Source organism: Vibrio gallaecicus, from assembly GCF_024347495.1.
GTDB classification, from domain to species: Bacteria; Pseudomonadota; Gammaproteobacteria; order Enterobacterales; family Vibrionaceae; genus Vibrio; species Vibrio gallaecicus.
In genome coordinates this window covers 862,372-875,101 of the sequence record NZ_AP025491.1, presented here as the reverse complement: position 1 = coordinate 875,101, position 12,730 = coordinate 862,372, and the positions used below count along the sequence as shown (strand labels likewise).

At 37.8% G+C, this 12,730-nt stretch carries 11 protein-coding genes; 6 read left to right on the top strand and 5 right to left on the bottom strand.

Annotated elements, in window-relative coordinates:
- Positions 1–301 precede the first annotated feature (301 nt).
- The 4 genes from OCU78_RS18290 (at position 302) to OCU78_RS18275 (ending at position 4,023) form a co-directional block, all read left to right on the top strand.
- A complete protein-coding gene (locus OCU78_RS18290; protein ID WP_137374133.1) occupies positions 302–1,108 on the top strand; it encodes an AraC family transcriptional regulator in 807 nt (268 codons plus the stop codon).
- A gap of 69 nt (positions 1,109–1,177) precedes the next feature.
- Complete coding sequence (locus tag OCU78_RS18285) at positions 1,178–1,810, top strand: LysE family translocator (protein ID WP_137374134.1); 633 nt, start codon at positions 1,178–1,180, stop codon at positions 1,808–1,810.
- A gap of 434 nt (positions 1,811–2,244) precedes the next feature.
- Positions 2,245–2,637: a hypothetical protein gene (locus OCU78_RS18280; protein WP_137374135.1), complete on the top strand. Its 393-nt coding sequence runs from the start codon at positions 2,245–2,247 to the stop codon at positions 2,635–2,637.
- Between the two features lie 510 nt (positions 2,638–3,147).
- Complete coding sequence (locus tag OCU78_RS18275; RefSeq protein WP_137374136.1) at positions 3,148–4,023, top strand: acyl-CoA thioester hydrolase/BAAT C-terminal domain-containing protein; 876 nt, start codon at positions 3,148–3,150, stop codon at positions 4,021–4,023.
- Positions 4,024–4,092: 69 nt separating this feature from the next.
- Here the strand turns inward: OCU78_RS18275 and OCU78_RS18270 are convergent, their stop codons facing one another.
- The 4 genes from OCU78_RS18270 to OCU78_RS18255 all read right to left on the bottom strand — a co-directional run bounded on the left by OCU78_RS18270 (position 4,093) and on the right by OCU78_RS18255 (position 8,248).
- Positions 4,093–5,121: a methionine synthase gene (locus OCU78_RS18270; protein WP_137374137.1), complete on the bottom strand. Its 1,029-nt coding sequence runs from the start codon at positions 5,119–5,121 to the stop codon at positions 4,093–4,095.
- A 29-nt stretch (positions 5,122–5,150) separates the two neighbouring features.
- The gene (locus tag OCU78_RS18265; protein WP_137374138.1) at positions 5,151–6,125 is read right to left on the bottom strand and encodes a DUF1852 domain-containing protein; all 975 of its coding nucleotides are present in this window, start codon (positions 6,123–6,125) and stop codon (positions 5,151–5,153) included.
- A 476-nt stretch (positions 6,126–6,601) separates the two neighbouring features.
- Entirely contained in the window at positions 6,602–7,606 is a 1,005-nt protein-coding gene (ltaE, locus tag OCU78_RS18260) for a low-specificity L-threonine aldolase (protein ID WP_137374139.1), read from the bottom strand.
- Positions 7,607–7,729: 123 nt separating this feature from the next.
- Complete coding sequence (locus OCU78_RS18255) at positions 7,730–8,248, bottom strand: NUDIX hydrolase (protein WP_137374140.1); 519 nt, start codon at positions 8,246–8,248, stop codon at positions 7,730–7,732.
- Between the two features lie 296 nt (positions 8,249–8,544).
- Here OCU78_RS18255 and OCU78_RS18250 point away from each other — a divergent pair, with 296 nt between their 5' ends.
- Positions 8,545–10,212 (top strand): ATPase RavA domain-containing protein, encoded by a 1,668-nt coding sequence (locus OCU78_RS18250; protein ID WP_137374141.1) that lies wholly within the window; start codon positions 8,545–8,547, stop codon positions 10,210–10,212.
- A gap of 12 nt (positions 10,213–10,224) precedes the next feature.
- Positions 10,225–11,670 (top strand): ATPase RavA stimulator ViaA, encoded by a 1,446-nt coding sequence (gene viaA, locus OCU78_RS18245; protein ID WP_137374142.1) that lies wholly within the window; start codon positions 10,225–10,227, stop codon positions 11,668–11,670.
- A 128-nt stretch (positions 11,671–11,798) separates the two neighbouring features.
- Here the strand turns inward: viaA and OCU78_RS18240 are convergent, their stop codons facing one another.
- Complete coding sequence (locus tag OCU78_RS18240; RefSeq protein ID WP_137374143.1) at positions 11,799–12,587, bottom strand: lipase family protein; 789 nt, start codon at positions 12,585–12,587, stop codon at positions 11,799–11,801.
- Positions 12,588–12,730 lie beyond the last annotated feature (143 nt).

The following is a 12,730-nucleotide window of genomic DNA, read 5'->3' as shown; positions in this document are numbered from 1 at the left end:
TGGAAGTTAGTTGTAATTCCTAAAAAATATTTAGAGCACTATACAAGTGTTGAAAGTTTATTGGTTTAAACAGGTCTTTCATAAAAGTAACAGATTATGTTGTGAATAATATTGGTGAACATGATGGGGCACAGTATTGATATGGTTATGTAATCAAAGAATCTATGCTAAGTGTGAGTTTATATAGTAGTGTTGTCAGAGACTTAATTGTGTTTTAAAGGTTAAAGGAAAATAACAAAGACGTATAGGTATAGAAGGACGACTCGTATTTTAAATTTAGTTAGCCTAGAAGGGAGAAACTTTGGAAAAATCTAAGATTTGGACGAATGAAACGTTCAAAGGTGTAGAGCTTCTTTCTGCAAGTTATACAAAATTTGAATTTACTAAACATTGGCATGAAGAGTTAGCCATTGGAGTAATAGAGGAAGGTGCAGAAGGGTTATACTATCGTGGTAAAAACCTTGTTATACCCAAACGTCATATCGTGGCAATTAATCCATCTGAAGTTCATACTGGCTTCGCTGGTTCACCGAGTGGTTGGCGATATAGGATGTTTTATTTTAATTTGGAGGAGCTTAACAACCAATTTGCGAACCGTGATATTCCAATTGATCCAATTATCGATAGTCCAATCATTTATGACGAATGTCTTTTTAAAATTTTACTCCAACTACATATGTCGTTAGAAGAATCGTCATTTAAGTTAACTAAAGAGTCTCTATTTACCTTATCTATTGAAACGTTATTTAAGCAATATGGTGGAGCTAAAAAAGAAACAATTCATACTATCTGCACCAAAAGTAGCTATCTCGCGAGAGATTTTATACAGGATAATTTCGAATATAATCCTTCATTATCTGAATTAGAAATCATTTCAAATTGCTCAAAATTCCAGCTAATCAAAAGTTTTAAAGCCATTTTTGGAATTACACCACATCAATATTTACTTTTGACAAAAGTTAAGCATGCAAAAAATTTACTTTCTAAAGGTTTAAGTTGTGTTGAAACCTCTCTTGCTTGTGGTTTTTACGATCAAAGCCATTTTACTCGTAATTTTAAAAAGGCGTATGGTATTTCCCCATCAAACTACTTAAATAGAATTAGTTAACCTTCAATTTTGTACAAGACCGATACAATTTGTTTGGCTAAAATTTTTTCTTTTAGTTAAGGGAATCGTATGAGTTTATTTATAATTTGGTTGGGAGTAATGTTTCCATTGGTGTTTAGTCCTGGTCCGGCAAATATTGTGTTTGCGGCGTCTGGTGCTAGTGTTGGAGTTAAACGTTCGATACCGTTAATTGCTGGTATAGATAGTGTATTTATTCTTAAATCTATCATCATAGGCTTTGGTTTAGGAGGGTTTGTAAAAAACTATCTAGAGGTGATGAGTAGTTTACAAATGCTAGGTTCGATTTATTTAGTCTACGTTGCCGTTAAGTTTATTCGTATGAATTCGGCTAAAGAAAAAAGTATGACTACCGAACTTGGATTTTTTGATGGTTTACTCATTCAAGTATTAAATAGTAAAGGCTGGTTGATGGTTTTCCTGATGTTCTCTTTGTTTACTGAATCATCACAGGAGGCTTTTGGAGATAAGGGTATATATATTTTAATCACTTGGCTGGCTTTGTTAAATATATCAATACATTTTATATGGGTTTCGATGGGTGATGTTTTATCACGAGTTTCAGATGATCCATTATATGAGAAAGGGCTAAATTATTTCTATGCATGCTGTTTGCTGGCTGTCAGTGTTTGGTTGATCGTTGAGAATCCAATGGTGGAAAATTATCTGGATATTAGTATATAAACAACTCGAAATTTAAATGCTTAAATTCTTTTATTACCAAAATTATTTATTAAAACTGTCTTTAATGATAATTCGGATAATTAATCATGATACTGTGCTATTAATAATTGTTAACCATACTGATTTTAGTTATAACAATCAATTACTTAGTCGATTAAAGTTGTTATAAACTCTGACTTCAAGGATCTGCCTCAGATAAAATCTTCATCATTGGGTGTGTTTTCCAATTTGAAGATAAAGAAAACATTGCGATATGTATGGGAAAGCTCTTCACTTATCTAGGTGGAAATAATCGTGCGATGTTCTGTAAATTACTGAATTTTTTGTACTTTGTTGTGTTTATCTGATCGGGCTCAATATTCAGCACTTCGAGATTGTAATTTTATTAGATATAAATATCATGCCAGTTTATATAATCAATAAGAGTTATTAAAATGAAAGTGAAGTTACCTTGCATAGTTTTAGCTATGTCTTTAGTTGGGTGTGCAACAACAGGGCCTAAAGAAGGGTACGTTTATACACCTAATAAATTATCAGAACTTTTGATAGGTAATTTGTATGAGGCTACTAGTAAACTCAACCAAGAAGAAAACCTTTCTGCTGTATTTGTTGAAGATCAGGCATTATTAAAAATTGAAATTAAAGCGGATCGTGACAGCCGATATATGTGGGGGGTGCCAGGTAAACGTTTGCATGAGCAACTATGCACTAGTGATGAAGGTTTTTTTGCAGCGATTCGTGAATCTGGTGTTGGGATTGAATATACGCTTATTGATGAATCTCATAGGCAAAAATTTGGTCCCTGGAACGCTGCTGCCTGTTTATAAGTAGAGTTTCTCAAGCACGTACAAGTTTAATGTACGTGTTTATTTATATTGTATATCTTTATTTCCATTATCATAACGACCACCAGATTTGGCTATTTTTTCAAACTCAAAGTTTAGCTATTCAAAAAGTAAGATAAAGTTGCTTTAAAATTGTAAATATTGATCTACTTTGAGGAGTGTTGAACGAATTCTTATCCTTCATATATCGTTTACTTGCCTAACTTGTGGTGACTTACATTTTTGAATGTAGGCTACGTCAATATAGGTTTTACTACTCTGAAATCAATTTTTCAGTGTTATTGTTTAACAACTTAAAGTGCTTTGCATGTTATAAAGCATCTAAAGACTCATTAAGAGACTTGAAACGCATACTTTATAAGCATAGTTTAAGTTGAATCCTTACCAATGATATTTTCTAACCAAAAGCAGTTTAGTGGTTGGTTTAAATAGATTTTATACAAGTTATAGCCGTTATGACTTAGAAAATCTTATATTCAAAGGAGAGGATAAATGTATAAAGTTATTCTTATGGCGTTTATAGCCATCGTTTCTTTTAAATGCATAGCAATGTCGGAAAGAGTCATTGATGATCCCACCTTAATCGGTACTTTATATTACACTGATGGGAAGAAAGAACAGCCTGTTGTTGCAATGTGGGGAGGCTCCGGTGGCGGTGATTTTTCTGATAGTGCGGTAGTTAAACAAAGTGTTGAAATGCTTGTTGAACGTGGGTATGCGGTACTTGCCTTAACTTATTTTGATTTCAATAGTCAGTCAAAAGTAACCCCTCAGGCACTTAATCGTGTGCCACTTGAATACTTTGGTGATGCATTTCGGTGGGTACAGAAGCAACCTGACCTAAAGAAAAACACAATAGCAGTTTATGGCGTGAGTCGAGGTGGTGAACTTGCTCTGCTGCTTGCAAGTAAATTTGAAATAATTGATCTAGCTGTTGCGGGCGTGCCAAGTGCATATGCTTGGGGCTCTTATGATAGAAACCGAACAGAAAAAGATTGGATAGAGTTGATAAAAACGGATCCTTGCCAAGCAGCATGGACATGGGCTGGAAAAGACATACCTCATATCTGTAACCAGTTATTAGGCAGTTATGAGCCTTGGTATAGTGTAATACATGATACAAAGTTGGTTGAATCAGCCTTTATTCCCGTAGAAAGAAGTTCGGCCGCAATTTTACTGACGTCAGCAACGCATGATTATGTTTGGCCCTCCAAAGAAATGTCTGAGAGAATCATGTCTAGGCTTGAAGCAAATCAATATAGTTACCCTTTTCAGCACCTTTCATACCGTTCAACTCATGATGTCCATAGAAGAAGTTGGCAAGATATCTTTGATTTTATAGAGCTACACTACCCAGTGAAAGAATAATGCTCAGTATTTAAATACCTAACATGCATCAGTGTCAAACTGGCACTAATGCATGTTAAAGAACGAATTTTAGGAAGATAGCTCATTTCGAACTATTTCAGCGCCAGCGCTTAATGCATTTAGTTTTGCTGTTGCGATCGCGCGTGGTAGAGGAGCCATCCCACAGTTAGTACAAGGGTATAAATTTTCTGCATCTACAAATTTAAGTACTTTTCTGAGGGTATCAGCCACTTCTTCAGGGGTTTCAATTGTATTAGTAGCCACATCAATAGCACCTACCATTACTTTTTTCCCTCGAATGAGTTCGAGTAGCTCAATTGGCACGTGAGAGTTGTGACACTCTAGAGAGATGATATCTATATTAGATTGTTGAAGTTTAGGAAATACTTCTTCGTACTGTCTCCATTCTGTCCCCAAGGTGTTTTTCCAATCGGTATTGGCTTTGATACCGTAGCCATAACAAATATGGACTGCTGTTTCACACTTAAGCCCTTCGATTGCTCTTTCTAGGCATGCGATTCCCCAGTCATTGACTTCATCAAAAAATACATTAAAAGCAGGCTCATCGAACTGAATGATATCAACGCCAGCCGCTTCTAATTCCTTGGCCTCTTGATTAAGGATCTTGGCAAATTCCCAAGCTAATTTTTCACGGCTTTTGTAATGATCATCATAAAGTGTGTCTATCATCGTCATAGGACCAGGTAAAGCCCACTTTATAGGTTGTTTCGTTTGCTTCCTTAAGAATTTTGCATCTTCCACAAACACAGATTTTTGTCTAGAAACAGGGCCGATAACGCTAGGAACACTAGCATCGTAACGGTCACGAATTTTTACTGTTTTTCGTTTCTCAAAATCCACACCGTTGAGGTGTTCGATGAAGGTGGTTACAAAATGTTGGCGTGTCTGTTCACCGTCACTAACGATGTCAATGCCAGCGTGTTGCTGCTCTTGTAATGACACCTTTAAAGCGTCGTGTTTTCCGTCTGTTAATTCTTCGCCTTGTAATTTCCAAGGAGACCAAAGTGTTTCAGGTTGTGCAAGCCAAGAGGGTTTAGGTAAGCTGCCAGCCGTTGAAGTCGGTAATAATGTTTTCATAATAAATACTACTATCGTTAAGTTTAATATTAGGCGTAATTAGCAGACCACTGCTCAAGAACCGTTTGGTATGGCTTGATAAAGTTCTCTTCTGCAAACTTTCCTTGCTCAATGGCTAACTTGCCGCGTTCTTCTCGGTCATAAACGATTTGAGTTAACGAATGATCTAAGTTCTTCAAGTTTGGTTGGTAGCAATTTCCCGCCACAGCATTAGCGTTATAAATCTCAGGACGATAGATTTTTTGGAATGTCCCCATGGTGCTGATGGTACTGATTAGCTCTAGGTTAGAGTAATCGTTGAGTAAATCACCGAAGAAATAAAATGCCAGAGGAGCAACACTGTTTGGTGGCATAAAGTAACGAACTTCTAGCCCCATTTTTTTGAAATATTGCTCAGTTAAAGAAGATTCATTCGGTTGATATTCAAAACCTAATACAGGGTGTTGGTTTTCCGTTCGGTAGTATGTTTTATTATCTGAAACGCTTAAGCAAATTACAGGTGGCTTCTTAAAATTTTCTTTATAAGTTTTTGAGTTGACGAAATACTTAAAGAGTTTCCCGTGAAGAACACCAAAGTCATCAGGAATACTAAATTTAGGTTGCTCTTTATTATGATCTAACAGCAATACACTGAAATCATAATCTCGAACATAAGAAGAGAAATTATTTCCTACGATACCTTCTATACGTTCATTTGTTTTATGATCAAGGATGTTTGTTTTTAATACTTCAATTGAAGGGAATGTTTCACCACCATCCTGGATGTCCATATCAACAGAAATGATCTCAAGTTCAACTGAGTAACGATCGCCTTTCGGGTTGTCCCAACTTGCCAACGCGTTGAAACTATTGTCAATCATCTTAAGAGCGTTTCTCAAGTTCTCTTTACGGCTTTCGCCTCTTGCTAAATTTGCAAAGTTAGTTGTGATACGAGTGTTGTCTGAAGGGTGGTAATTTTCATCAAGGCTAAGGCTCTTAATTGTAAAATTGAAGTCATTATTCATAGTGAGATGGTATCCTATTTCCTGATATAAAAGCTGAGTGTTTTCCTAACTAATACCGGGTGTTTTATTTTATTTTTAACTTCCCAGTCAGCCCTGATATATATTAATTATTCTTACTTGATGAGCTGTTAAGAACTAATAATACTTTTAGATATCAGGCTGAATGACTTTTATACGTGCTTACGCTTATGGTTAATAATGGTTTTAATTAACATTCAATATGAAAATAATTCATGTTCATTCTTGACGATGTTTCATTAGTCGTTTTTAGCTGTACAACGATAATTAAATTATTAGGCATGAAGCATGAGTAGGCTAGCGCTACTAGCTTGTGTATAGGCGGATGCTCAAGAGGAGGTATTAGATCTGATTGGGTCTTAGTTGCTAGTGGAGTAGAGTGCATCATCAATGAAGTGTGACTAATGCTAAAGGAAAAGAAGTGTGGTTTCATGAGCCACACTTCTTTTTTGAATAGGCTAAAGTTTTTTAGAGAGTGAATCTAAAAATGTGGAAATGTCTTCAGAGCTAATATCCCTGTGAGTAACAAATCGAATGGGGTTGCCTGGTGTAATCGTAATGCCTTCCTCGCTTAATTCTTGCGAGATACGTGAGATATCAACCGTTTCATCAAGTTTTGCAAAAACAATGTTGGTCTGAACAAAATCAGGATTGACAGAGAAGCCTTCTAATTGACTTAATCCAATCGCAAGTTTCTTAGAGTTTTCGTGGTCAACTTTAAGTTGTCCCACGTGATCCGTTAATGCGATTTTCCCTGCTGCGGCTAGGATACCAGCTTGTCTCATGCCACCACCTAACATCTTTCTTAATCGACGCGCTTTCGCAATGTACTCTTTGCTACCAAGCAGTAAAGAGCCGATAGGAGCGCCTAGCCCCTTAGAAAGGCAGATGGTCATAGAATCAAAGTGTTGTGCTATCTCACGTACTGGCACATCTAGAGCCGCCGCAGCGTTGTAAACTCTTGCACCATCTAAATGAAGTTGCAAATTATGCTTGTTTACAAACTTTCTTGCATTCGATAAGTATTCTAGAGGTAATACTTTTCCATTAATTGTGTTTTCTAAGCTTAATAGTTTTGTTCGGGCAAAGTGCGAATCGTCAGGCTTTATCGCATTTTCTAGCTTCTTGAAATCCAGAGTCCCATCAGGGTTGTTTTCAATAGGCTGTGGCTGAATAGATCCAAGAACTGCTGCGCCCCCAGCTTCATATTTGTAGTTATGCGCCTGTTGCCCACATAAGTACTCGTCACCGCGTTCACAGTGCGACATTAATGCTAGAAGGTTAGCTTGTGTGCCTGAGGAGGTGAAAATAGCCGCTTCAAAACCAGTTTCACTAGCAATCCACTGTTCTAACTCATTGACGGTTGGATCGTCACCGTAGACATCGTCACCAACATCTGCATTTGCCATTGCTTCACGCATAGCTTGGGTAGGTTTAGTTACAGTATCAGAACGAAAATCCATGAATTGTCCTTATTGGTTTTTATTGGAAGTGGCGAATAGTTTATTGGTCAAAAGTGCTAGTCAATCAACAGTGCCAATTAATCAATGGCGCTATTTGATCAAAAGCGATAAACGATCAAATCACTATTTGATAAAACCACATAATTTGGCCTTGCTTAAGCAGGCGATGGTTTTGGTGTCCGTTATCTGGTCGTTTCTTATTTTTTCTTCAAGTTGATGCACCGAGATTTCTATAACTTCAATTATTTCATCATCATCACAAGTAAACCTTGATGTATGAACTAAGTTTTCCGCCACAAATAGGTACTGAATTTCATCACAAAACCCGGCAAGTGGAGTGACTTGACCAAGGCTACTAAAATTACCTGAGCTGTAGCCAGTTTCTTCTTCTAACTCCCTTTCTGCACACGCTTGTGGTGTTTCACCAGGCTCCATAGTGCCAGCGGGAAGCTCTAGTAGCCACTTTTTAAGAGAAGGCCGGAATTGATTCACAAGAATTATATTTCCCTCATTTGTGATTGGTAAAATCACAGCAGCACCAGGGTGATTGATCGTGGTATGTAAAATTGAAACGCCAGTGGGTAATTCGATGTTCTCTTCTACGAGAGATATGCTCTTCCATTTATGGATTACTTTATTCATTTATGGTGGTTATTTCCTAGCTAACTGCTCAAATTCATTCTTAAGCGAGACTGATGCCACAATAGCGGTTATACCAACATAGGAAAAGGATAAACGTTATTTAACCTATACTTGCATGCATACCGATTGTGATATGACTCCCAAATGTGGAATCTATGATTACAATAAAAATAGCTATGTAACCTTCTGATATAAGTACAGCTCAAATATAAAATGCACTTGTAACAAAGTGCTAACAAATGTATAAAAACATATATACAGACTCAAATGCTATTAGTTCTTGGAGTAATACAACGATGAATCCATCCATCTCTTCCCACACAGACAAAGCGCTGCTTTCAGAAAGAATAAATAAGTTAGCTGCAGCGTTGTCTGACGGTGTGTATGAAAGAGAAGATACTATCAAGTTATGTTTGTTGGCTGCGTTAGCGGGTGAAAGCGTGTTTTTACTTGGTCCTCCAGGTATTGCAAAAAGTTTGATTGCGAAACGTTTGATCCAAGCTTTTGATAATAGTAGCTATTTTGAATATCTAATGACTCGTTTTTCAACACCTGAAGAGGTGTTCGGTCCTTTAAGCATACAAGAGCTCAAAGATAACGGGCGGTATGTTCGTTTAACTGAGGGCTACCTTCCTACGGCTCAGGTTGTTTTCCTTGACGAAATTTGGAAAGCAGGACCTGCAATTTTGAACACACTTTTAACCGTAGTGAATGAAAAAACTTTTAAAAATGGTAGCGAGATACAGCGCGTACCCATGCGTTTACTTGTCTCTGCATCAAACGAATTACCGGATGAAGATAGTGGACTTGATGCGCTTTATGATCGAATGCTAGTTCGAATTTTCGTTAATCGCATTCAGAACAAGCAAAATTTCAAATCGATGTTAACCACGGGGACTTCGCAAGAAGCAGTCATTCCACCAGGATTAGCTATTACTGATATTGAATATCATCAATGGCAGAAAGAGCTCGATACTTTAGGGCTATCAGATAATAGCTTCGACAAGCTGTTTGAATTGAAAACCATGCTGGAAAGTAAGATCCAAAGTCACGGCATTGATATCGCGGAATCAGATTTATATGTTTCAGATAGACGTTGGAAAAAAGCAGTTAAATTACTTAAAGCGAGTGCATTTTTCAGTGGGCGAGATTCAGTAAACCCACTTGATATTATGCTACTACAAGATTGCTTGTGGAACAGTCCTGAATCTCGAGAAATTGTGCGTAGTGTTGTGAAGGAATTTGCTCTTAACCAAGCGTTTGATCAACAAGAATCGAAACATCAAATTGAACAGTGCCGTGAAGAATTAGAAGATATCCAAGAAGAAGTTGAAACCAGCTTATCTGTATCTTTATCTGTTGGCAGCACAACATCAGGATTATTACGAAAAGATAAAGACGTTTATCAGCACGATATCAAAAATGCCAAAATGTATAACGTTGGTAGTGCCTATAACTTAGTAAAACTCGTATTACTTCAAAGCAATATGTCAGTGTCTGAATCTGAAAAGGGTGATAGCCGCTGGGTGTATGTAGCAAAAGATGATTTTGACCGAGTACTCAAAGAAGGACATGGTGATATTTACGGTTATGTAAATCAGAACACCAACTTATGTCGCTTAAAAATGGATTTAGATGCTTCAAACCAACTGGTTATTAAAGACATTGCCAACCGTTCTGTTTTAGTCAGCGTGGTCACAACAGAAGGCCTTGATGAAGAACGCTATCAAAAATGGCTAACCCGTGCAGAGCAAGCACTTAAAGAATTAACAGCCGCCGACTTCCATTTAAAGAGAGTGCGTTCAGAGTTCCATGGGGCACTGCCTCATAGCTTTATTGATCCTGAATTGCCTAAAGCAATGGAAATCAGCTTACAAAATATTATGCAAGAGCTCGAATCAACCCAAGTTAAAAGTAGCAAGATTGTTCAGCGCATAAAATTTATGAGCCAGTATTTTGAGTAAGGGGATAGTTTTATGTTAGGCGCAGATGGCTTAAACCTTGCCTTAATGCTGGCAGATTCAGGGATCATTGACTCGGCTGTCAATGATCTTATGGCTCGCTCTCAGTTGATGATGGCGGCAGAAAATAAAGGTATGAAATCTTCAGTAAAAAATCACCTTTTGAAGTGGCGAGGCAAAGTTAAAAAGCGTGTGACTAAAGTCTGCGAAACCGATCGTTTTAAAGAGGAATTGGCTCTCTATCAAGAAGTGATTTATTGGAATGAAGACCAGTTTTTTGATGAGATTGATTCTGTAATCAAGAAGCTTGAGTGGCATTCTGCATTTTATCTACAAGCTCGTCGCTTAATTGAACAAAATAAAGGCGTTGATAACGCCATGTTCCCGCATTATTTTTGCGATCAATGGTATCAGTACCTGTCGGATGCAATACAACAAGCACAACTTACTGAACTTGAAGCGAGTAAAGAAAAAGTACTTGCTGACCTTTACCAGCGCATGGAAACCATGAAAAGCATGGATAAAGTGACTGAGTCGGGTGATGAGGGCAGTGTAGGACGATTGTGGGATATGGCTTCTGCAAAGTTAAGTAAAACTGACCTTACCGTGATGAAGCGACATGCTGAGTTCCTAACAAAAAATAAAGGCTTGCAAGATATCGCCGAACAGCTTGGTAGAATGGCTGGATTGGTCGATGACCCTTCTTTGAACAAAGCCCCAGTTGAAGAACTGCAGATGGTTGAAGAGAAGAGTGATGAAGCGGTAGATGATATTGTCGGAATTCATGAAAGTGATGACCTGAACAAAATGCTGCCAAATGAAACTATGTTTCTGGCTTATCCTGAACTTGAAGTGATTTTTTATAAACATTTAGCGGATAAGCGTTTATTAAGTTATCGCTCTCAAGGTAAGTCTCGGACTCTACGCAAAGTGAAAGCCCAAAAGCCGGACAGTAAAGATGTCGATGTAGAAAAGGGACCGTTTATCGTTTGTGTGGACGCATCAGGTTCAATGAGTGGATTTCCTGAGCAATCCGCGAAGGCGATGGCTTATGCCCTAATGCAAATTGCGTTAGCAGAGGAACGTGATTGCTATGTTATTTTATTTTCCTCTGAACAAATAACGTATGAATTGACTCGTCAGGATGGTTTAAGGGAAGCCAGTGACTTCTTGAGCTACTCATTCCATGGTGGGACGGATTTAGAACCGGTATTAATGAAGTCCATCGACTTGATGATGGGAGATAAATACAAGAATGCTGATTTGGTTGTGTTATCTGATTTCATCGCACCTAAACAATCTGACGAAATGATTGCTCAAGTTGAGAAACTAAAAGAGCATAAAAATCGTTTTCACGCGGTGAGTTTATCAAAATACGGAAACCCACAGCTCATGACTATGTTTGATCATTGCTGGTCTTATCATCCAAGCTTGGTCGGGCGCTTAATGAAGAAATGGTAGAAGTAACGTTATCATCTCATTCGTTTAACTATCGACTAGTAACGCCCAATTCCTAGCTCTCACGAATGGTTTGTGGCTAATCATTTACTTACTATTAATCGCAGACTCTTAGCTTGCTGGCTAATTAGTTAGTGGTCATCAAAGAAGTCCTTATTACGTATGTATTTACTCATTAAGTGATATGAAAAAGGTCGAATTAACCAGCTAATCAGTGAGCGCCCTAATCGGATTAACGATGGGGTGTTTTCATAAATACGTCCATTGTATAACCAGAGCATTTTCCCTACATGCCAATAAAGCAAAGGCACTGGTGGCATAAAAGTCACTACGTCTAAATCACAACAAATTCGATAGGTTTTTTGATTTAGCCCGTAATGTTTTTTAAAGTGCCAGTCTCCTATGGCGGGTTGCCCAAAAGTCACTACGCGTTTAATACTCTTTGGGTATTTCTTTTCTAAGTAATCTGCAAATACACAGCCAATCGCTCCACCAGAGGAGTGACCGGTTATCGCAATACGCTTTCCTTGCTCTATAAACGGTATCAGAGTCGCTTCGAGCCTTTGAATGACATTCAGCCCTAATCTATCTTCGTTTCTTGAAGGCATGCTTTCCTGGAACAATAAATGATAAAACCCTGCATGGATTCGATAGTTCAATCCAAGTTTTCTACAACATCTTGTCCACAATAAAAAATTTAAGAGCCAATCACTGACACTGTGAGAACCCTTGATAACCACGACCACTTCTTTGCTGTCGCGACTCCAAAGGACACGAATCATGATTTTCCCGTGCATGTTGCGAATTACTCTTTGACCATTAGGGTCGAACCCATAGCGTGTTTGTTTAAAGACACGTGGATAAGCGAGATTACAAAGAACGGCGTAGCGTTCATATTGGTACCGTTTGAGAGGCTTCACGTAACATTAAATTGATGGGTAGTTATCCCAGTGTAATTTTTAAGTGTGAATGAACAGTGACTGCGTGAGATATTAGTTTAGAAGTATCGAAGAATAACAAAGTATTTGTCGGAAATAGTGCTACAAAAAACATCAAAGTGGCG

What these genes read in the sequence shown, in the direction of transcription:
- OCU78_RS18285 (WP_137374134.1), top strand. Translation starts at nt 1,178, where the DNA reads ATGAGTTTATTTATAATTTGGTTGGGAGTAATGTTTCCATTGGTGTTT.
- OCU78_RS18280 (WP_137374135.1), top strand. Translation starts at nt 2,245, where the DNA reads ATGAAAGTGAAGTTACCTTGCATAGTTTTAGCTATGTCTTTAGTTGGG.
- OCU78_RS18275 (WP_137374136.1), top strand. Translation starts at nt 3,148, where the DNA reads ATGTATAAAGTTATTCTTATGGCGTTTATAGCCATCGTTTCTTTTAAA.
- OCU78_RS18270 (WP_137374137.1), bottom strand. Translation starts at nt 5,121, where the DNA reads ATGAAAACATTATTACCGACTTCAACGGCTGGCAGCTTACCTAAACCC.
- OCU78_RS18265 (WP_137374138.1), bottom strand. Translation starts at nt 6,125, where the DNA reads ATGAATAATGACTTCAATTTTACAATTAAGAGCCTTAGCCTTGATGAA.
- ltaE (WP_137374139.1), bottom strand. Translation starts at nt 7,606, where the DNA reads ATGGATTTTCGTTCTGATACTGTAACTAAACCTACCCAAGCTATGCGT.
- OCU78_RS18255 (WP_137374140.1), bottom strand. Translation starts at nt 8,248, where the DNA reads ATGAATAAAGTAATCCATAAATGGAAGAGCATATCTCTCGTAGAAGAG.
- OCU78_RS18250 (WP_137374141.1), top strand. Translation starts at nt 8,545, where the DNA reads ATGAATCCATCCATCTCTTCCCACACAGACAAAGCGCTGCTTTCAGAA.
- viaA (WP_137374142.1), top strand. Translation starts at nt 10,225, where the DNA reads ATGTTAGGCGCAGATGGCTTAAACCTTGCCTTAATGCTGGCAGATTCA.